Source organism: Polaribacter marinus (assembly GCF_022662535.1).
GTDB lineage: Bacteria > Bacteroidota > Bacteroidia > Flavobacteriales > Flavobacteriaceae > Polaribacter > Polaribacter marinus.
This window is the reverse complement of the sequence record NZ_JAKQYM010000003.1, coordinates 57,759-78,541: the sequence shown is the minus strand read 5'-3', so window position 1 is coordinate 78,541 and position 20,783 is coordinate 57,759. Positions and strand designations below refer to the sequence as shown.

14 protein-coding genes are annotated in these 20,783 nt (G+C 29.9%); 4 read left to right on the top strand and 10 right to left on the bottom strand.

Features of this window, described 5'->3' with window-relative positions:
* Positions 1-54 precede the first annotated feature (54 nt).
* Together MC378_RS05465 and MC378_RS05460 are read left to right on the top strand one after the other, a co-directional pair.
* Entirely contained in the window at positions 55-1,233 is a 1,179-nt protein-coding gene (locus MC378_RS05465) for an acyl-CoA dehydrogenase family protein (protein ID WP_242177725.1), read from the top strand.
* A 350-nt stretch (positions 1,234-1,583) separates the two neighbouring features.
* Complete coding sequence (locus MC378_RS05460) at positions 1,584-4,121, top strand: outer membrane beta-barrel protein (protein ID WP_242177724.1); 2,538 nt, start codon at positions 1,584-1,586, stop codon at positions 4,119-4,121.
* A 274-nt stretch (positions 4,122-4,395) separates the two neighbouring features.
* On the opposite strand, the gene MC378_RS05455 is transcribed toward MC378_RS05460, so the two are convergent.
* The 9 genes from MC378_RS05455 to MC378_RS05415 all read right to left on the bottom strand — a co-directional run bounded on the left by MC378_RS05455 (position 4,396) and on the right by MC378_RS05415 (position 17,904).
* A complete protein-coding gene (locus MC378_RS05455; protein ID WP_242177723.1) occupies positions 4,396-4,944 on the bottom strand; it encodes a hypothetical protein in 549 nt (182 codons plus the stop codon).
* Positions 4,945-5,022: 78 nt separating this feature from the next.
* Positions 5,023-7,560 (bottom strand): T9SS type A sorting domain-containing protein, encoded by a 2,538-nt coding sequence (locus tag MC378_RS05450; protein WP_242177722.1) that lies wholly within the window; start codon positions 7,558-7,560, stop codon positions 5,023-5,025.
* A 104-nt stretch (positions 7,561-7,664) separates the two neighbouring features.
* On the bottom strand, positions 7,665-8,417 hold the full coding sequence (locus MC378_RS05445) for a LytR/AlgR family response regulator transcription factor (protein ID WP_242177721.1): 753 nt from the start codon (positions 8,415-8,417) through the stop codon (positions 7,665-7,667).
* Between the two features lie 7 nt (positions 8,418-8,424).
* Entirely contained in the window at positions 8,425-11,241 is a 2,817-nt protein-coding gene (locus MC378_RS05440) for a sensor histidine kinase (protein ID WP_242177720.1), read from the bottom strand.
* 177 nt (positions 11,242-11,418) lie between these two features.
* A complete protein-coding gene (locus MC378_RS05435) occupies positions 11,419-11,604 on the bottom strand; it encodes a YgaP family membrane protein (protein ID WP_242177719.1) in 186 nt (61 codons plus the stop codon).
* 18 nt (positions 11,605-11,622) lie between these two features.
* On the bottom strand, positions 11,623-11,928 hold the full coding sequence (locus MC378_RS05430) for a hypothetical protein (RefSeq protein WP_242177718.1): 306 nt from the start codon (positions 11,926-11,928) through the stop codon (positions 11,623-11,625).
* 93 nt (positions 11,929-12,021) lie between these two features.
* Complete coding sequence (locus MC378_RS05425) at positions 12,022-15,216, bottom strand: efflux RND transporter permease subunit (protein ID WP_242177717.1); 3,195 nt, start codon at positions 15,214-15,216, stop codon at positions 12,022-12,024.
* A 245-nt stretch (positions 15,217-15,461) separates the two neighbouring features.
* Entirely contained in the window at positions 15,462-16,544 is a 1,083-nt protein-coding gene (locus tag MC378_RS05420; RefSeq protein ID WP_242177716.1) for an efflux RND transporter periplasmic adaptor subunit, read from the bottom strand.
* A gap of 55 nt (positions 16,545-16,599) precedes the next feature.
* Complete coding sequence (locus MC378_RS05415) at positions 16,600-17,904, bottom strand: TolC family protein (RefSeq protein ID WP_242177960.1); 1,305 nt, start codon at positions 17,902-17,904, stop codon at positions 16,600-16,602.
* Positions 17,905-18,038: 134 nt separating this feature from the next.
* On the opposite strand from MC378_RS05415, the gene MC378_RS05410 reads away from it, so the two are divergent.
* Positions 18,039-18,413, top strand: coding sequence for a hypothetical protein (locus MC378_RS05410; protein WP_242177714.1), 375 nt, complete (start codon positions 18,039-18,041; stop codon positions 18,411-18,413).
* A 72-nt stretch (positions 18,414-18,485) separates the two neighbouring features.
* On the top strand, positions 18,486-20,570 hold the full coding sequence (locus tag MC378_RS05405; protein WP_242177713.1) for a TonB-dependent receptor domain-containing protein: 2,085 nt from the start codon (positions 18,486-18,488) through the stop codon (positions 20,568-20,570).
* A gap of 72 nt (positions 20,571-20,642) precedes the next feature.
* On the opposite strand, the gene MC378_RS05400 is transcribed toward MC378_RS05405, so the two are convergent.
* Positions 20,643-20,780 (bottom strand): hypothetical protein, encoded by a 138-nt coding sequence (locus MC378_RS05400; protein WP_242177712.1) that lies wholly within the window; start codon positions 20,778-20,780, stop codon positions 20,643-20,645.
* Positions 20,781-20,783: the final 3 nt, after the last annotated feature.

The window sequence follows — 20,783 nt, the reverse complement described above, 5'->3', positions numbered from 1 at the left end:
AAAAATTAAACATTAATTAATAGATTTGTTAAAATTTACTACAAATATAGACATATGAAACCAGACTTATTTCAAGCTCCTGATTATTATAATTTAGATGATTTATTAACTGAAGAACACAAATTAATTAGAGAAGCAGCTCGTGATTGGGTAAAACGTGATGTTTCTCCAATCATTGAAGAATATGCTCAAAAAGCAGAATTTCCAACTCAAATTATTTCTGGACTTGCAGAAATTGGTGCTTTTGGACCTTATATTCCAGAAGAATATGGTGGCGCTGGTTTAGATCAAATTTCTTACGGATTAATAATGCAAGAAATAGAGCGTGGAGATTCTGGAGTACGTTCTACGGCTTCGGTACAATCTTCGTTAGTGATGTATCCTATTTATAAATACGGAAATGAAGCACAACGTAAAAAATATTTACCCAAATTAGCTTCTGGTGAATGGATGGGATGTTTTGGATTAACAGAACCCAATCATGGATCAAATCCTAGTGGAATGGAAACCAAATTTAAAGATATGGGAGATCATTATCTTTTAAATGGTGCAAAAATGTGGATTTCAAATGCGCCTTTTGCACAAGTGGCTGTAGTTTGGGCAAAAAATGAAGAAGGTAGAATTCACGGTTTAATTGTAGAACGTGGAATGGAGGGTTTCTCTACACCTACTACTCATAATAAATGGTCTTTAAGAGCTTCTGCTACCGGTGAATTAATTTTTGATAATGTAAAGGTTCCAAAAGAAAACTTATTACCCAATAAATCTGGACTAGGAGCGCCTTTAGGATGCTTAGATTCTGCAAGATTTGGAATTGCTTGGGGGGCTATTGGCGCGGCTATGGATTGTTACGATACTGCTTTACGTTATTGTAAAGAACGTCAACAGTTTGGTAAACCTATCGGCCAGTTTCAATTACAACAAAAAAAATTAGCAGAAATGATTACAGAAATCACAAAAGCTCAATTATTGGCTTGGAGATTAGGTAACTTAAGAAATGAAGGCAAAGCTACTTCTGCTCAAATCTCTATGGCGAAACGAAATAATGTAGACATGGCAATTACAATTGCAAGGGAAGCAAGACAAATGTTAGGCGGAATGGGTATTACAGGAGAATACTCTATAATGCGACACATGATGAATTTAGAAAGTGTAATTACTTACGAAGGCACACATGATATACATTTATTAATAACAGGTTTAGATGTTACTGGCTTAAATGCTTTTAAATAAGGTAAAACTTAAGAAGCATTTTGCAACAATACATTAGGGCATCGTTTACAATTGATGCCTTTTTTTTTGTACTTATTACAACACTTTGTTTTCGGTTTTATACAATTAGCAGAACAGGTATTACTGCAAACACTTGCATTTAACATGGATACTACAGGTTTATCTTTAGTATAAAAAACAATCATATTTTTTCTTAAATATCATGCAAATATAAATTTTTATTTAGAATAAATAAAAATAATATTTTAAAAAGCAATATAAAAATCTTAAAGTTCTGTTAAAGAGACCTCAGTATTTGATTAATAGTTAAATCTTTGTATGAAAAATTCATTCTTAAAATCAACCTTTAAATGAAGAAATTTATTTTTCTAATTTGCTTATTTTTAAGCTATATCACTTACTCTCAAACAAAAAAGTTTGAAATTACTGGAACTATAAAATCGTCTGAAGATAATGAGTTGCTAGAATCTGCAACAGTACATGCAGAAAGGTTAAAAGACAGTAGTATAATTGCCTATACAATTACAAATTCTAAAGGCTATTTTAATGTAAGTGGTAAAACTGCAGATACTAAAGTAAAATTAGTGGTTTCTTATCTTGGCTTTAAACCATATACTAAAATACTAGATGTAAAAAACCAAAATACTGGAGCCTTATCACTAAAACCTGCAAACATGTTAGAAGCAGTTGTAATAACATCTAGTGCACCCATCACCATAAAAAAAGATACTGTAGAATTCAATGTGAAATCTTTTAAAACTAAAAAAGATGCCAATGTAGAAGATCTTCTAAAAAAACTCCCGGGAGTAGAAGTAGATGATGAAGGTAATATTACCGTAAATGGTAAATCGGTAAATAAAATATTAGTGAATGGAAAACCTTTTTTTGGTAACGACCCAACCATTACAACAAGAAACCTTACAAAAGACATCATAGAAAAAATACAAATTACAGATACAAAAACAAATGCACAAGCTTTTGCTGGTGAAGATTCTGATGGAGAAAACAAAACCATAAACCTAACTATTAAAAACGAAAATAATAAAGGGTATTTTGGTAAAACTGCTGCAGGAATTGGTACAGACGGAAGATACGAATATGCAGGAATGGCAACTCGTTTTAAACAAAGCGAAAGAATTGGTCTTTTAGCAGGTGGTAACAATATAAATTCTCCAGGTTTTAGTTTTGGAAATCAAAGGTTACAATTTGGTGGAAATGATAGAAATTTTAGTGGAGGACAGGGAATTGTAACTTCCAATAATTATGGTGTAAATTATATAAATTCTTTTGGTAAAATATTTGAATTAGCTAGCGATTATTTTTACAAAAAAAGTGAATCTGACAATAAAACAAATACAAACAGAGAAACCTTTTTAGCAGATGGTAGCAGTTTTATTACCAACTCTAATAATACTACTTTTAATGAAAGTGATACTCATGATGCAAGTATTGATTTTGAAATTGAGGTAGACAGCACTTTTAGAGTTGATATTGAATCTGATTTTAATGCCGATATCAATAAAAACACATACACAAGTATTTCAGAAAGTTTTAATGATACAAATACCCTTACTAACGACTCAAACTCAAACTCTATTGCAGATTCTAACATTAAAAGTTTTGACAATGAAATAAACTTAACCAAAAGATTTGGTGCAAAAGGGGCTTTTTTACGAGTAGAAGTAACTGCAAATATTAGAAAATCAGAAACTGAAGATCTGGTTTCCTCAGAAACAAACGTGTATGGAACAAATCCTGAACAAATAATCAGAAACCAATTTTCTGATGGAAATTCTGATAAAACAGAAATTGGTAGCGAAGTAACGTATCGTTTTCCATTAATACCAAAACTTTTATCTTTTGATGTTGCTTATCAATATTCTAATACAAATACAAAAAGTGAAAGAAGTACTTTTAATTTTGATGAAAACACCAACGATTATACTGATTTTAGTTCTTTATTAAGTACCGATTTCGAGTATTTAGACAAGGTTAAAAGACCAAGAGCAAAGTTAGAATTTAGAAACGATAAATTGTCTACTTCTGCACAAATTGCATATGTAAATAGAACTTTAGAAAACAAAGATTATTTAAGACCAGAAACAAACTTAATAAGGGAATTTAATAATTTAGAATATGGCTTAAATTTTAGATATCGAAAAGACAGAACAACAAGTTACCGCTTTAGATATAACTTTAGAAACGACACTCCGTCATTATTTCAATTACAGCCTTTTAGAGACGAATCTAATCCTTTAAACATTGTAACCGGTAACCCAGGATTAGAACCAACAAAAACACATAGCTTACGTTTCGGAATCTCAAATTTTAATTGGAAAGACAGAACAGGTTTTTGGGCTTTTGGTAATATTTCTATTGCTAATGACAGAGTTGTTGCAAACACAATTATTGACCCAAACACACTTATTAGAGAAACATCTTACGCAAATGTTAATGGTTATTTTAGCTTTCAAGGAGGTGGAAGTTATAGTGTCACAAAAAAATGGGAAGATTTTGGAAGTTTAAAATCAGAATTTAGACTTTTTGGTAATCATAATAAAAACGTTAATTTTAATAACGGTGTACAATACTCTAGTAATTCAACTTCAATATCTCCAAGAATTGGTTTTGATTTTATGTGGGATGATATCTTACAAATAAGACCTTCTTATTCAATTTCTTTAAGTAAAAACACTTATGATATTGAACAATTTAGTGATAAAGACTTTACAAGTCATGATGTGTTATTAAGTACTGCAACTTTTTTACCTAAAAAATTTGAATGGAGAAATGATCTAAAATACAATTACAACCCTAATATTGCTGATGGTTTTCAAAAAAGTGCTTGGTTTTGGAATACAACTTTAGGTTATTCAATCTTAAATTGATCAAGGAGCTATTAGTGTAAAAGTATATGATATTTTAAATCAAAATACCAATGCAAGAAGAGTAGCCACAGAAGATTATATTCAAGATTCTTCTAGTACTGTTTTACAACAATATGCAATGTTATCTTTTACTTGGAAGTTTAACAGCTTAGGAAATGCTGGTAAAAAATTTGAGCCTAAAGAAAAAAGAAGATATAGAGGATAAACTCAAAACAATATAATTTAAAGAAAAGCTGATCAAATAGCGACCAGCCTTTTTTGTTATTGATTAGGCTTATCTCTCTAAACTATTACTTATATCAATAAAACTTCCTTCATAAGTTCCTGAAATTTCTGTACCATCGTTTCTAGTAAAATTAAGTGTTAAGGTTAAGTTATCTGTAGAATAATTAGTTACTGTAATACTACCTTGTGTTACTTCTAAATCTGGATCACTACCACTTTTGTAAAATTGACTAAAACCATTTTCGTATTCAGCATCAATAACATCACCATTTACAATAAATTCTAAATTAGATAAATCAGATAAATCATAAGTTACATTAGATGTTAAATCTGGGTAACTTATTCTAGCCGTAAAGTAATCTACATTATTAAGTGTAGTACCTTCAAAAGATGCTTCTATTTGTGCTTCAGTGCTATTGGTTAAACTTAAAAATACCGAGTTATTTAATGTAGGTTCAACAATAGCAGTATTCATTTCATACACCGATGTCCCTAACGTAATATTATTTTCATTATTTGAAGAACTGTCATCATCAGAAGAACAAGAAATAGTTAAAATAGTTAGAAACACGAATGTTAATAGTTTTATTCTTTTCATTTTTAAGAAATTTTTGAGGTTAGAAAAAGGCCCACTTACTAAAATGGGCCATTTATTGTAAGTCAGCGTTCTTTTGACTTATTTTTTAATAAATTTATGATTGATTATATTTGTGTAGGTTTGTATTTGAATCATATACATTCCAACTGGTAGTTGAGACACATCTACCCCATCTGCTATTGAATTAACCTGCTTCATCAATTGACCATTTAGATTGTAAATAGCAAGACTTTTAACGTGCTCTGTTGCGCTAATAAATATTTTGTTGCTCACAGGGTTTGGATATAATTTGAAAGTTTTAGAATTTAAAGCTATATCATTTATATCTAATGTAGAACTATCATATTCATAAGCACCTAAATCAATAGTGGTATTGAAAACTCTATCATTACCTGATAAATCTAAATCACCAAATAAAGCCACATCGTAGTATGCGTTATCTCCTTGATCAACAATATAATTTGAAGCTGATGTTGGTTTGTATTCAGTATCTAAATTTAAATCATCAGTTGCAGGATCTAAAGAGGTTACGTTTGTCGCGCTAAACGTTCCGTAAGTTCCAGCGTTTGATGATACATTTGCAATAGAATTTCTAATGAACACATCGTAAGTCTGATCATCTCCCTCGGAAATATCTCTGGTTGCTGCCGCACCATTAACTGTATTCTGCCAAAAGATAGAATTATTAACATTTAGGTTGACACTTCCATTACCTGATGCTCTAATAGAATTACCATAAGTACCATTATAATCATTATTAACAAACGTACTATTATTAATTACAACGTCTAAAGTACTTCCGTTACTCCAATCTGATCTATAAATATCTAAGGCCGCAAAATTAATATCATTATCTGCTACCAATACATTTGCCCAACGTGTAAAAATATAACCGTTTGTACTATCAGACTGTATATAAACCAATCCCATGTTTACAATGGTATTATTAATAAATTTGGTGTTTTCAATAAGTAATCCTTGATTAAATTTTCTAATTTTTAGTAAATACCCATTAGAATAGTTATTTCTAAATACCGAATTTTTAATTTTTAAGTTATTAGCATTTAAATTATTTGGTATAAATATGACACCGTTTTCTTCTACGCCTCCAGATTGCGAGGTGTCGTAAATGTTTTCGAAAATTATACCATCAAAAGTGACGTTACTTGTTCTTAATTCAAATAAACGCTCTGCATTATCTGTTTTGTTCGATGAAAAATCTCCATCAATATCATCACCATTAATATCACCAGTAAAAATGGTTGCATTTGTAGTATGAATAGCTGTTAAGTCTCTATCAGCTAAAGTAGTTTCGGTTCCTGCAAAACCTCCAATAATATCCACTTCATCTGTATTAACAGCTATTGGTGTGTTTTTATCTGCTAATGTATAGGTTCCTTTTGCTACCCAAACAGCATCATTTAAATTGGTAAGTGCTAAAGCGTCTGTTACGTTTGTAAAAGCATCTGTCCATGAGCTACCGTCGTTTGCGCCTGTTGCATTAGCATATACATAATACACTGAAGGAATACAATTTTCGCTATAACTTGTTTGATTATCTTTAGTCCAACCTACATTATACTGACCGCTATTTGCTGGTGGCGAAAAGCCTGCATCAACTTGAATACAAGTTAAACTTGGATTATTATACGCTTTCATGTAGATGAAATTGCTATTATTTCCGTTGGCTACGTTTAACTCTACCAATTGATTGTTTTGGCAATGAACTTGCTCTAATGTTGAAATGTCACTAACATCTAATATAGTTAATTGATTACTTCCACAATGTAATCTTGTTAGATTAGTGTTGTTACTAACATCAATAGTAGTTAAGTTATTATTAGGAACATCTAAAAGTGTTAAATTTATAAATGCTTCAATACCTGTTAAATCTGCAATACCAATACCATTCATAATTAACTCTGTAGTCGCTTGCGCTTCTGCCATCGTTATTTCAGAATCTCCATTTAAATTGATATTGTTATCGCTTACTAAAAAGTTTTTAAAATTGGCATCAGGAATGTTTACTACTTGATTAAGAGCAACACAATCGTCGCCATAAACTGCTGAGTTACCTTTAGTCCAACCTTGGCTGTATATTCCGGCATCTGCTGGTGGTGTAAAACCAGCATCTATTTGAATGCATGATAAGCTATTACCATAGGCTTTCATCCAGTTAATATTACTGTTATTACCATTGGCAATGTTTAATTCATATAAAACACCATTATTATGGCATTGTATATCTGTAATTGATGTATTTGCACTAATATCCAACGTTTCAATTTGATTAGAACCACAATGTAAACGTGTTAATGCTAAATTATTACTAACATCTAAAGACGTTAAATTATTATTGTAACAATCTAATCGTGTAATATTAACAAAAGCTTCAATACCTGTTAAATCTGAAATTGATAACCCATTAACGAGCATTTCACCTGAAAATGCTTGAGCTTCAGTAACAGAAATTTCGCTATCACCATTAGTGTTAATTGAAGTATTAGACACTAAATATGATTTAAAATTGGCGTCAGGAATATTTACACTTTGTGCATTTAAACTGCACCATGCTGTACCTAATAAAAAGAAAAATAAGAGTAAAGTTTTTTTCATTGTCGTTGATATTAATTTTAATTTTCAACTACAAAACAACTACAACATTAATGCTTTTTAATTCGCTTTTTTCTGAATAGCGTTAATTTCTTTCTAAATGAAAATTACATAAACGTTTCTTTGATTACCTCTAAAAACTGATCACGTTTAGATTTTGAAATAGGAATGCGTTTTTTATTATTCATCAACAAATAGTCTCCATCGTCTTTTACCAATTCGTCTACATATTTCAGGTTGATTAAATAGGATCGGTGACATTTAAAAAACATCATATTACGTTCTAATTGCTCAACAAAATGTTTTAAGGGTTTACAAATGGTTTTTTGTTTGCCATCAATCAGTTGTACGTTAGTGTACATGCCTTCGGCTTCAAAATAAACGATATCGTTATGAGAAGCAAACATGATGCCTTTCGGAATTTCTAAAGCAATTTTGTCTATTGATAGTTGCTTTAAGGAGTCGCGCAACTTGTTTAATTGATCGTTTAAATTATTGGCTTTTATGGCTTCTTCGGCTTTTACAACTGCTTCTTTTAATTCGGCAATGTCTACAGGTTTTAACAAGTAATCGACTGCAGATAATTTGAAAGCTTCAATGGCATACTGATTATAAGCAGTAACAAAAATGATTTTAAAATCGATGTGATTTGGGAAGTATTCTAATATATCTAAACCTGACTGATTTGGCATTTCAATATCTAAAAACACGATATCTGGTTTTGTGATTTTTATTAAATCTACACCAGATGCTAAATCTTGCGCTTCCACAATACTTGTAATACTTGCGCAATGATCGGTTAACAAGTTTGATAGTAAATGTCTGGCGCGTTTTTCGTCGTCTATAATTATGGATTTCATCGTCGTATTATGTAGGCATTATTATAACCACTCTTGTTCCTGAAGCTATTTGATTTTCATCATATAAATCTTCAACTTCAATGGTTATATTTCGTTTTAATTTATTTTTATAAAGGTGTACACGTTCTTTGTTTGCTTTAGTAGCAAAGGGTTTGTGTTGTTGGTTTGATCGTTTTAATTTTTCGGATTGTACTCGACCAATACCATTATCTTCAACTGTAATTTGTAATTTGTTTTGTTGAATTATTTTGGCTTCAATAAGTAGTTTTCTATCGTTTAATTTATGTAACAAACCATGTTTTAAGGCATTTTCTACATACGGTTGAATGAACAATGACGGTACTTTTATTTGTCTTGTTTTCAATTGATTATCTACAGCAATATTGTATTCTAATTCTTCTTCAAAACGTACTTTTTCTAATTCTAAATACAGTTTTAAGGCATTCAACTCTTCTTCTAAAGTAATTTCATTTTGCTGACTATAATCTAAATACATGCGTATCAATCGGCTAAACTTGACTAAATACGAACTAGCCAGTTCTTTTTCGTTTGAAATAATATAATCTTGTATAGAGTTTAAGGCGTTAAATATAAAATGAGGATTCATTTGAGAACGTAAATTCTCTAACCTTAAATTGGCAATTTTTTTGTCTTTTAAAATTTTATCAATTTCTATTTTTCTTTGAGTTTCTTTTTGTTTTAATTTCCATTTAAAAAACAACCAGATTACCCCAAATAACAATAAAAAAATTATAAAGTAAAACCAATATGTTTGCCAAAATGGTTTTTCTATTAAAAATGTAATTGGTGTTGTTGAAATAGCATTTTTTGCACTTAAATTTTTACCTTGTAACTCAAAAGTAAACTTACCATTTGGTAAATTATTAAACATTACAAAATGTGTATTTAAAGGTATTTGTTGCCAAATGGTATCTATTTCTTTAATTTTAAATTGATAACTAACATTTTTGTTAGACTCAAACCCATTTGAATTAAAATAAATTTTAATTTTATTTTTATAATAAGGCAACTCATAATTTAAACCAACCAGGGTATCTTTATCGTTAATTAAAATAGAATCAATTTTAATTTTTGATGTTTTAAATTGTTTAAAAAGTTGTTTTGTTTTAGGTAAAATAAAAAACGAATTTGGTAAAATTACTACCAAATTATCTTCTAAAATTATAAATTGATTTACAGAAATATTTAAACCATCTTGGGCATTAAGATGTTTAATTTCATTGGTTATTGTATTGTATTTATACAAACCTTCTTCTGCAGAAATCCAAAGAAAATTATCTTCAGATTTTATATAATTAATTTGCAATTTATTAGCAATAGAAACAGGTTTTAGTGTATCGTTTTCTAACTGCAACAAACCATTATGCTGGGTTGCTAACCAAATATTATGGGTTGTTTTGGCAATAGAATTTACCAAAATACTTTTGTTTTTAAACTTTAATTCTTTTTGTTTTAATGTAATTGGGTTTATTGTATACAAACCATCTATAAAAGAAACAAGCAACTGATTGTTTGTAAACAAAGATGTTTTTACGCGGTTTTTTCTAATAACATTTAAAGAGTCTGATGTTAGTGGTTTATGATAAATTATAGCTTCTTTATAATTACCATAAAACAAGTTATTATTTTCTAATTCCGAAAATGTTTTTGCTACAGAAAACTTATTTTTTTTATCTATTATTTTATCATTTTTTAAATTAACAATAAAAGATTCTGAGGCATTTATACTAACAATTACTTGATCTTCTTTTTCTAAATAAAACAAGTTTCCAATAATTTTAGACCCCGGAAAAGTAAGTGTTTTAATTAATTTAGCTTCCTTATAAAACAATAATTTACCTGTATTTGTACCTAATAAAAATTCATTATTATTTAGAGTACAAGCTGCAGTAATTTTATCTTTTAAATTATTTAAAAATGTATGTCTTATACTTAAATTTGGCGATACAAAAACACCATTATCTAAAGTTGTAAACCAATAATTACTATTAAAATCTACCTCTAAATCTGTAATAGATTCAGTTTCGAAAAGTTGTTCTATAAATTTTAATTTGTTGTTTTCTAATTTAAAAACAAACACACCTGCAGTTGTTAAAAACCAATAATTATCTTCTAAATTAACAATGTTATAAATAGTTAAATACTTAATTAAACTTGGTGTATTTAATTGTTGAGATTTGTTTGTTTTTACATTAATACTATAAAGTTTATTAAGCCCTTTTTCTTTAAAATTTATTAGTGCTTCTTTTTTAAAAGTAAAAATTTTGGGTGATTGAGCTCCTGTTTTACTTTTAATTTTTAATACTACTTTAATAGTGTCTTGTTTAATTTTATAAACATAATGTAAGTCTTTATCTTTAGTTTCATTTATTACAAATGCATAAGAAACATCTTCAAAATCATCAAAACCAATAGAATTTCCTTCAAAAAATTGAGTTACTTTTTTATCTTTTTTAGAAATATCAAAAACACCATTTATTGTAAAAATTCTAATTTTATCTTCTAATATAGAATATGGAGAAAGCTGGCCTTTTACAAGTAAATTGGCATCAAAAAAAAGTTTTAACTCGTTGTTTTCTACATAAAAAATTTGTCCATTAATGTTATTACACCACAATTTACCGTGTTGATCTAACTTTAACTGAAATATTGAATTTCCTTTTTGTTGCGGATTCTTAAATAATTGATAAGATTTACCATTATACCTATAAAGCCCTTTATCTGCAGCCAACCAAATATAGTTTTCTTTGTCTTCTATAATATCGTAGAACTCAATATCTGGTAAATTTGTAACATTAGCCATGTACTCAATTACTGGGTTTTGAGCTATAATTACCTTCGTATTAATTAAAAGTGCTATTAATATTATAAATCTAAAAACAATTGACATAAGTGTGTAAAAAACAAACTTAAGATATAATTGCAAAAACTTATTTCTATTTTTCTATAAATGGCTATTTTTTTTCTAAAAAAACACTTATTAGCTTTTAACACCCAATTTCGTTAAAATAACTTCTAACAAACACCATTTTGTAAAGGCAGATTGTATCATATTTACGCCAATAAATACACCAAACCACAACCAATTAACACTTACATAGTAAGTTAAAAAAACAGTTAACAACACCATAAACCCTACTATTACTCTAAAATATGTATTTAACATTTTATTCTATTTTTAAGTTTATATAAATCTTTCTATGGGTAAAACAATCGCTTTTAAAGGATTGTTTGTTTTTAAATGTTGATTAAATTCGTCAATTAACACAAACAACCCATCTATTTTTTCTTTTTCTGTAAAAGAAAAAAATAGTGTAGATTCATTTCCATTTTTCTCTCCAGAAAACCAACTAGAAGCCATTAATAATGAAGGCACATTTTTATACCCATCAATATCTGAACTACTAAAGTTTTCTATATTTGCTTTTTTGAAAATTTTTAAAACCTCTTTTTGAAATTCTTCTACGGCTGTAACTAATACTAATTTCATAATTTTTTATTTTTATGTCCGTTCGAGCGCAGTCGAGAACTAATTAAATTTTTAGGTTTCTCTTTGATTTCGACTGCGCTCGACCTAACAATTTTATTTATAATTTTTCTTTTCAATCATATAATACACCAAAGGCACCACCAACAATGTAAATACTGTAGACACAATAGTTCCGCCCATTAACGAGATTGCCAGTCCTTGAAAAATAGGATCGAATAAGATTACAAATGCACCAATAACAACAGTTCCTGCAGTTAATAAAATTGGTGTTGTTCTTACTGCTCCTGCTTCTATAGCCGCTTGTTTAATAGGAATTCCTTCTGCTATTCTTAGGTTGATAAAATCAATCAATAAAACTGAGTTTCTAACCATAATTCCTGCTAATGCAATCATTCCAATAAAAGATGTTGCTGTAAAGAAAGCGCCCATCATCCAGTGTCCAAGAATAATTCCAATTAACGATAATGGTATTGCAACCATCATTACAATGGGTGCTTTAAAGTTTTGAAACCATCCAACAATTAAGATATAAATTAAGATAATGGCTCCTAAAAATGCGATACCTAAATCTCTAAACACTTCTAAAGTGATTTGCCATTCTCCATCCCATTTTACCGTATAATTATCTTCAAAATCAGGCTGACCTAAATACATTTCGTTTAATTTATAGCCTTCTGGAAGTTTAATTTCTTTCAACTTCTCTTCCATTCCTAAAATAGCATAAGCAGGACTTTCTAATTCTCCAGCCATATCTGCTGTTACAAAAACTACACGTTTTTGGTTTTTTCTATAAATACTCTTTTCTGCAATCGTTTCTTTAATCTCTACCAAATCTGCAATTGGCACCATATTTCCTTGTTTTGATTTTACTTTTAATTGAGAAATATCAGAAATGGTAGATTTCTCTTTTTCATCTAAACTTAATACCAAACCTACTTGATTTGCCGCATTCTCATCATACAAAGTAGTAATTGCTCTATTAGACAGCGCCATATTCATGGTGTATGCAATTTGTTGTGGAGCAACTCCATACAACATGGCTTTTTCTTTATTGATTTCAAATTGATACTCTTTTTGATCTGCTTCTACCATCCAATCAATATCTACCACATCATCTGTGTTTTTTAAGATATTCTGAACATCATTAGCAATTCTCATTTGCTCTTTATAATCGGGTCCATACACCTCAGCAACAATGGTAGATAAAACTGGTGGTCCTGGCGGAACTTCTACTAGTTTTACATTTGCATTATATTTTGCTGCAATTCGTTGTATTTCTGTTCTTAATAACTTTGCAATTCCATGACTTTGAATATCTCGTTCTTCTTTATCTATCAAATTTACTTGTATGTCTGCCATATTAGATCCACCACGTAAATCGTAATGACGTACCAAGCCGTTAAAAGTAATTGGAGCAGAAGTACCTATATAATTTTGATAATTTACTACTTCTGGTCTTGTGGCTAAATACTGTGCAATTTCTTGGGTAACAACTCCTGTTCTTTCTAAAGTAGTTCCTTCTGGCATATCAATCACTACTTGAAACTCATTTTTATTATCAAACGGCAACATTTTTACAGCCACAGAATTGGTGAAAAATAATAGCATGGTTGCCATTAAAATCACAAATGTTCCTCCTAAAAACAACCATCTTTTAGTTCCGCTTTCTAATAGAGGTCTTTCTAGTTTGTTGTATATTTTATATATAAAAGTTTCTTCTAAAGGTTTTTCAACTTTCTCTACGCCTCCTTTTTTGTCTTTTTCTCTTAAGAAAATGTATCCTAAATAAGGTGTAATGGTCAAGGCTACAAATAATGATAAGATCATAGCAATAGATGCTCCAATTGGCATTGGCGCCATATAAGGCCCCATTAAACCTGATACAAAAGCCATTGGTAAAACAGAAGCAATTACGGTAAATGTTGCTAAAATTGTAGGGTTCCCAACTTCATTAATAGCATACAAAGCTGCTTGTTTAAAGGGCAGTCGTTTCATCCTAAAATGTCGGTGCATGTTTTCGGCAATAATGATGGAATCATCTACTACAATACCCGTTACAAATACCAAAGCAAACAAAGTAATTCTGTTTAGTGTATAATCCATCATATAATAACTCAACAACGTTAAAGCAAACGTAATTGGCACAGACAAAAACACCACCAAACCACCTCGCCACCCCATGGCTAACATTACAACAATAGTAACTGCAAAGATAGATCCAATAAGATGCCATAACAATTCTGACACTTTATGAGAAGCTGTTTCTCCGTAATTTCTAGTCACTTCTACATGTACATCATCTGGAATTAAAGTGGTACGTAAATGCTCTACTTTTGTTAAAATAACCTCGGCAATTTTCATGGCATCTGCTCCTTTTCTTTTGGCAACAGAAATAGTAACCGCAGGATATTCAGATTTGTATTCAGAAGATTTATCACTTGCTTTTCCAAAACCTAAAGACACATAATTTTGTGGAATTTCGGGTCCATCAACTATATTGGCAATTTGTTTTAAATAAATAGGTCTGTTCTGTTGTACTCCAACCACCAAATTCTCTACATCTGTTACAGAAGCCAAAAAATTACCAGTATTTACTAAAAACTCTGTATCATTTTTATCAAAACTACCAGAACTAAGTTGCGTATTATTGGCTTTTATCATTTCAGAAACTGATAAAAAATCCAATCCGCTTGCAGCCAATTTATCTTTGTCTAAAACCACACGTAGTTGACGGTTTCTTCCTCCTATTTTATGTGTAATCGAAACATCATTAACCTTCTTAATCTCCGTTTCTAATTCTTGTGCCATTTGGCTTAATTGGTAATCATTGTAGTTTTCGCTCCACAATGTTAAACCCAACATTGGTACATCATCAATAGCACGCGTTTTAACCAACGGAAATGTAACGCCTGCTGGCATTTGATCCATGTGTTTGTTAATCTCATTGTATAATTTCACAAAAGAGCGCTCAATATCTTCTCCCACATAAAACTGTACAATTACCATTGCTTTCTCGTTCATAGAAGTAGAATACACATACTCCACACCTTTAATGTTTGAGATTAATTTCTCTAAAGGTTTTACAACTCTACTCTCTACTTCTGTAGGGCTTGCACCCGGATAACCCACAAAAATATCTGCCATTGGCACATCAATTTGCGGCTCTTCTTCTCTCGGAATTAAAAATGAAGCATACACACCAACCACCATAAATACGATCATTAGCAATACTGTCAGTTTCGATCCAATAAAGACTTTTGCAATTTTTCCAGCTAAACCTTCTTTCATTTCTTTTTATTTTTTTGGCGTTTTAACAGGCTATTCATTGCAATCTTTTTTCTTGTGCTGAATTAATTTCAGCATCTTTCAATTTAAGCTAAATGCTTTTTTAAAAGAGATACTGAAACAAGTTCAGTATAAAAAAAGGATTTCCATTGCTATCCTTAACGCGATAATTCTTATTCTTAACTAAATTTGTTATCTCAAATACAACTATTTACTGCCAACTGAGACTGTAATCTGAATACTATTTTTTACTGAACACTAACTTTAGCTCCATTAAACAACTTCCCTTCTGCCGAAACAATGTAAGATTCATCTACATTTAAACCCGATAAAACCTCTACCTTATTTCCATAAGTCCTTCCTAAACGCAACCAACGTAATAATGCTGTATTACTCTGACTTACTGTATAAACACCCGATAATTGACCATTTTTTACAATTGCTTCTGTAGGAATCAAAACCATCTCCGATTTTACTTCTCTTTTTACAGGGAACTGAACCGTAGAAAACATCCCCGATAAAATAGGCGCCTCTGTTTTATCTAGATTGATTTTTACTAAATATTGTCCACCAGTATTTTTAGCAGAAGTACTTACCTCAGCAACTTTTCCTTTAATTGTTTTGTTAATTGCTTTTACCAAGACATTTACAATTGTTCCTTTTTTAATTTGCGAAATTTCAGTTTCAGGTACCATTGCTATAACTTCAAAATCTTTAGGAGTTTCTAAACTAATTAATGGCATTCCTGGGTTTGCCATATCACCTTCTTCTATATTTTTGCTAGTAATTACACCACTAAAAGGAGCTGTAATATTAGAATATGCAAACTGAGCATTAATCTCATTTTTCATTTGTTTTGCAGATTCTAAACCCGCTTTTGTCATTTCGTAATTCGCAGTCATATCATCCATTTCTTTTTGAGTAACACTGTTACTTGCAAATAAATTTTTAAAGCGATTGTAATTTTTTTCGGCGTTATTAAAAGTAGTTTGTGCTTGTGTAATTCCTGCATTTACTTGTGCTTTTTTCGCTTGTAAATCGGTATTATTTATAGCAACTAACAACTGACCTTTTCTAACTTTATCTCCAACATTTACATGTACTTTTTTTACATATCCCATCATTCTTGTGCTTAAATCTGCACTATTAGACGCTTGAATTTTTCCGCTTACAGACAAAAATGGGCTGTTACTATTTACAGCAACTTTGCTAACTGAAATTTTAATTGCAGGTGTAGTATCTACTGCTACCTTTTTTTCTTCACTTCCACAACTCGTCATTAAGAATAAAGAAGTTGTAAAGAATGCTATTATGTGTATGTATTTTTTCATTGAATTTGGTTTTATTTTTTTACTGAAAACTGCGACTGCTTACTGCTATCTATTTTCATTCTTTGGTTAAAAATTCTAAATATGTTTGTGTAAAATTATATTCGAAAATTGTTTGATAATATTCTAATTGTTTTTGTGCAAACTGCGTTTCGGCTAATAATAAATCAGACGTTTTTTCTAAACCTTCTTTAAATCTGTTTTTTCGAATTCTTAAAGATTCTTTAGATTGTTGCACAGCTAAATCGGTTAATTCTAATCTATTTTTTGCATCTACCAATTGGCGTTTTACTTTGTTCAATTCTAAATTACTTTTAGACACATATTGATTGTATTCTAACTTCGATTTTTCAAATTCGGCTTTACTTTTTTGTGCTTTTCCAAAACGCTTAGAACCTTGAAAAAGATCCCAACTTAATTGTGCGCCAATTAAATATCCATTTGCATCACCTTGAAAAACTTTGTTGTCATACATTTCATAACTACCAAAAGCATTTAAACGTGGTAAAAACGCCATTTTATCAGCTTTGTTCATGGCTTCATAACCTTTTAAAGCAAGCTCCATTGCTTTTATATCTGCTCTATTATCTGATATTTTCTTATCATCAATATTAAAACTAGCAACCTTTAAATTTTCTGTTGGTTTGTAGATAACATCGCTTTTCTCATTCATTAAAAAAGACAAATAATTAGATGCATTTTCTACATTACTTTTTGCCGTTTGTAATTGACTTTTAACTTCCGTAACTCTTATTTCAATATTTAAAACATCTGCACGCTGTAAAAAACCTTGTTTAAAACTATTGTCTGCCATTTTTTTATTAGCATTAGCTGTTGCTAAAGCACTCTCTAAAACAGCAAGTCCTTTGTAAGCTAACTGTAATTGCATATATGCTTTTGTTACCTCTAAAGACAAATAATCAATGGTTCTTTCTGTTTTTAAAGACATCGCATCCATTTTAGCTTTGGCTGCTTTTCTTTGATAAAAACCATCTAAATTAATTAAGGGTTGTTGAATTTCTATCTTCGTTGCAAAACTTCTTGTAGTGGTAGGATCGTTTAATAATACAGGATTAAAATCTGCAGATGTCAATATTTCTTGATTTAATTTAGACCCAAAAGCCATTAAAGGGTTTGTTGTAGAAATACCTGTATGACTTGCGGTAATATTAGGCAAAAACACTGCATTTGTTTGTCTATAATCTCCTTTTGCAACCAAAACATCTTGCTGAGACATTTTTATAGTGTTGTTATTTTCTTTTACTTTAGAAAGTACATCACTTTTAGTAATCAAGATAACTTCTTGAGCACTTAAAAAGGAAGTAAGTAATAGTAATGATAGTATTAATAATTTGTTTTTCATCATTAGTTCAATTAATTTAATGCAAAATTAAGGCCTGACAGGACCTCTGTCTGTAACATTTGTTACTCTCTAATATAAAATATTAAATGACCTTTATCAAGAATTAAACATTAAATATTTTTAATTGTGAAATTGTGAAAAACTGGAAAATTATTTTTGCTATTACTTTAAGCGCTCTAGTTTTATACAATACTTTAAGGGTGTCTATTGTATATGCTTATTTTAATTTAGATACAAAAGGTTTTATAGAAGCTTTTTGCGAAAACAAAGACAAGCCAGAATTAGCTTGTAATGGTAAATGTCATTTAAAAAAAATAACAAACTCTAGTAACAACAATGAAAACCCACCAATACAACTTATAGATCTTAAAGACATACTATTATACAACAATGTGCCTTTATCTTATACATTTAACAAAATTAAAGATTTTAAAAAACCATATTCTTCTTATTTAAATCTATATACTTATCATATAACAAACAACTGTTTTCATCCACCTAAAGGATAATTTTAAATTTCGTTTTATAGCATTTTGTTTGCTATAAATAATATTTTATTACAAAATTTAAACTTAATAGAAATGAAAACATTTTTCAGTATGCTACTATGCATACTAATTTCTAGTGTCTCTTTTTCTCAAAAAAAAGTAGAAAAGAAAAAAGATACTATAAAAAGAATAAAACTTGATGAAGTTATTGTAACAGGAAATGTAAAAACAGATCCAATACACACTATTGTATCTAATAAATATGATAAAAATATTGTGCAACCCAAAAATGTTGCAGATTTATTTAATTATATAAACGGATTTTCTGTAATTAAAAGAGGAAACTATGCTATAGATCCTTCTTTTAGAGCTAGTCAATACGAACAATTAAACATTCAATATGATGGTGGAACAAAAGCGATGCACGCTTGTCCAAACAGAATGGACCCAATTACTACACATGTAATTCCGGAAGAAATATCTAAAATTGAAGTTATAAAAGGTCCTTATACCGTTCGTTATGGAGCTACTTTTGGTGGTATTATTAATTTGGTAAGCAAAAATCCAAATTATCTAGAACATGGTTTTCACGGTAAAGCTTCAGCTGGTTATGAAACCAATGGAAATTCATTTGTAAACATGTTACAACTTCAATACATCCAAAACAAATATGATATTGTTGGAAACTTTGGATACAGAGATTTTGGAAATTATGAAGATGGAAATAATGATGAAATTCCTTCTTCTTTTAGAAGTACCGATTATGGAATAAAGTTAGGATATAACTTTAAAGAAAATGAACGCTTACAGTTAAATTGGAAACAATCTTTTGGGCGCGATGTTTTACACGCTGGTTTACCTATGGACACCGATTATGATAATAGTTCTATTATTTCTTTAGATTATAAGATTTCTGATTTAGGCGAAACTTTAAAAAGCATTTCTGCAAAAACGTATTATAGTTATGTAGATCATTTGATGACCAATACCAACAGGCCTACTTTTAATATGACAGAAGCTGCATCTGCAGTAGAAGCAACAACTATGGGAGGTAAAGTTGAGTTAAATTGGAAACCATCTAAAACCGTGAATGTTTTTAGTGGCTTAGATGCAATGCTTGTAAGTAGAGACGGACAAAGAACAAGGTTGGTAAAAAAAATGAATGGTAATACTTTGGCAACTCCAATGGAATTTACTGATAAAGTTTGGCAAGATGCTTATGTAAATGATTTTGGCTTTTTTACTGAAACAAAATGGGAAGCAAATAACAGTACAATTGTAACTGCAGGTTTACGTTATGATATGGTTGTATCAGACATTAATGATCCTGAAGATGATTTTGCTCTTATGTACAACTTAAAAAAACGCACAGAAAACAACATAAGTGGTACCCTTTCTGTTAAGAGAATAATTTCAAAAAACCTTGTTTTAGAAGCTGCTTATGGAAGAGGTGTTCGCTCTGCAAACATGATTGAACGTTTTATCAATCATTTTACAATTGGGCAAGATCCTTATGAATATATTGGAAACCCTAATTTAAAAGCCGAAGTAAACAATCAATTTGAAATTGGTTTTAAAGGTATAAACGATAATAAAAAAGTAACATATGCTGCATCCGTTTATTATGCTTTATATCAAAATTATATTGTTGGTATTGTTGATGAAAGTCAGAATAGAAAGTATATGCCAACGGCAGAACCAATTCATCCAAAAGTATTTCAAAATATAGATAATGCTTATAAAACTGGTTTTGAAGCCATGGTGCAAATAGACTTTTTAACCAATTATTTTTTCAAAGCAGAAATGGCTTATGTATATGCAAGAAATCAAGATTTAGATGAATCTTTACCTTTAACACCTCCTTTTAATTCAAAATTATCTGTAGGGTATAAAAAATCAGATTTTTGGGCAAATATTCAATACAACTTAACCAGTAAACAAAATGAAATTGCAGAAAGTTATGGAGAAACAAAAACAGATGGATATCAAACTTTAGACATCCGTTTTGGTACTGAAGTATTTAAAAAATTTACTTTAGGAGTTGCCGCTCTAAATGTGTTTGATAAAACATATAACAATCATTTAAACTTTAGTTTTAACAATCAAGCAAATTTCGGGAAAGTTCCTATTAATGAACCCGGAAGAAACATCACTGCATTTCTTCAATATAAATTTTAATAAGAAAAAGGGCATTAAAAAAATTAATGCCCTTTTTCTATTAAAAAAACCAACTAAAAACTGACAACCACATCAGTTTACTTTTCTAGTCCCTCCATGTCCTCCAGCAACAACAAGCATTATTTTTATACTTAAATAAATAAACTTAAAAAACTGAATGATGGGATTCGACATTTTAAACCTTTGATATTTTGAAATTCTTTGTGTCATGAT

Bases quoted from the DNA above. Each gene is read 5' to 3' on its own strand.
- MC378_RS05430 (WP_242177718.1), bottom strand. From the start codon at position 11,928: ATGAAATTAGTATTAGTTACAGCCGTAGAAGAATTTCAAAAAGAGGTT.
- MC378_RS05415 (WP_242177960.1), bottom strand. From the start codon at position 17,904: ATGAAAAACAAATTATTAATACTATCATTACTATTACTTACTTCCTTT.
- MC378_RS05455 (WP_242177723.1), bottom strand. From the start codon at position 4,944: ATGAAAAGAATAAAACTATTAACATTCGTGTTTCTAACTATTTTAACT.
- MC378_RS05460 (WP_242177724.1), top strand. From the start codon at position 1,584: ATGAAGAAATTTATTTTTCTAATTTGCTTATTTTTAAGCTATATCACT.
- MC378_RS05445 (WP_242177721.1), bottom strand. From the start codon at position 8,417: ATGAAATCCATAATTATAGACGACGAAAAACGCGCCAGACATTTACTA.
- MC378_RS05450 (WP_242177722.1), bottom strand. From the start codon at position 7,560: ATGAAAAAAACTTTACTCTTATTTTTCTTTTTATTAGGTACAGCATGG.
- MC378_RS05465 (WP_242177725.1), top strand. From the start codon at position 55: ATGAAACCAGACTTATTTCAAGCTCCTGATTATTATAATTTAGATGAT.
- MC378_RS05435 (WP_242177719.1), bottom strand. From the start codon at position 11,604: ATGTTAAATACATATTTTAGAGTAATAGTAGGGTTTATGGTGTTGTTA.
- MC378_RS05405 (WP_242177713.1), top strand. From the start codon at position 18,486: ATGAAAACATTTTTCAGTATGCTACTATGCATACTAATTTCTAGTGTC.
- MC378_RS05400 (WP_242177712.1), bottom strand. From the start codon at position 20,780: ATGACACAAAGAATTTCAAAATATCAAAGGTTTAAAATGTCGAATCCC.
- MC378_RS05420 (WP_242177716.1), bottom strand. From the start codon at position 16,544: ATGAAAAAATACATACACATAATAGCATTCTTTACAACTTCTTTATTC.
- MC378_RS05440 (WP_242177720.1), bottom strand. From the start codon at position 11,241: ATGGCTAATGTTACAAATTTACCAGATATTGAGTTCTACGATATTATA.
- MC378_RS05425 (WP_242177717.1), bottom strand. From the start codon at position 15,216: ATGAAAGAAGGTTTAGCTGGAAAAATTGCAAAAGTCTTTATTGGATCG.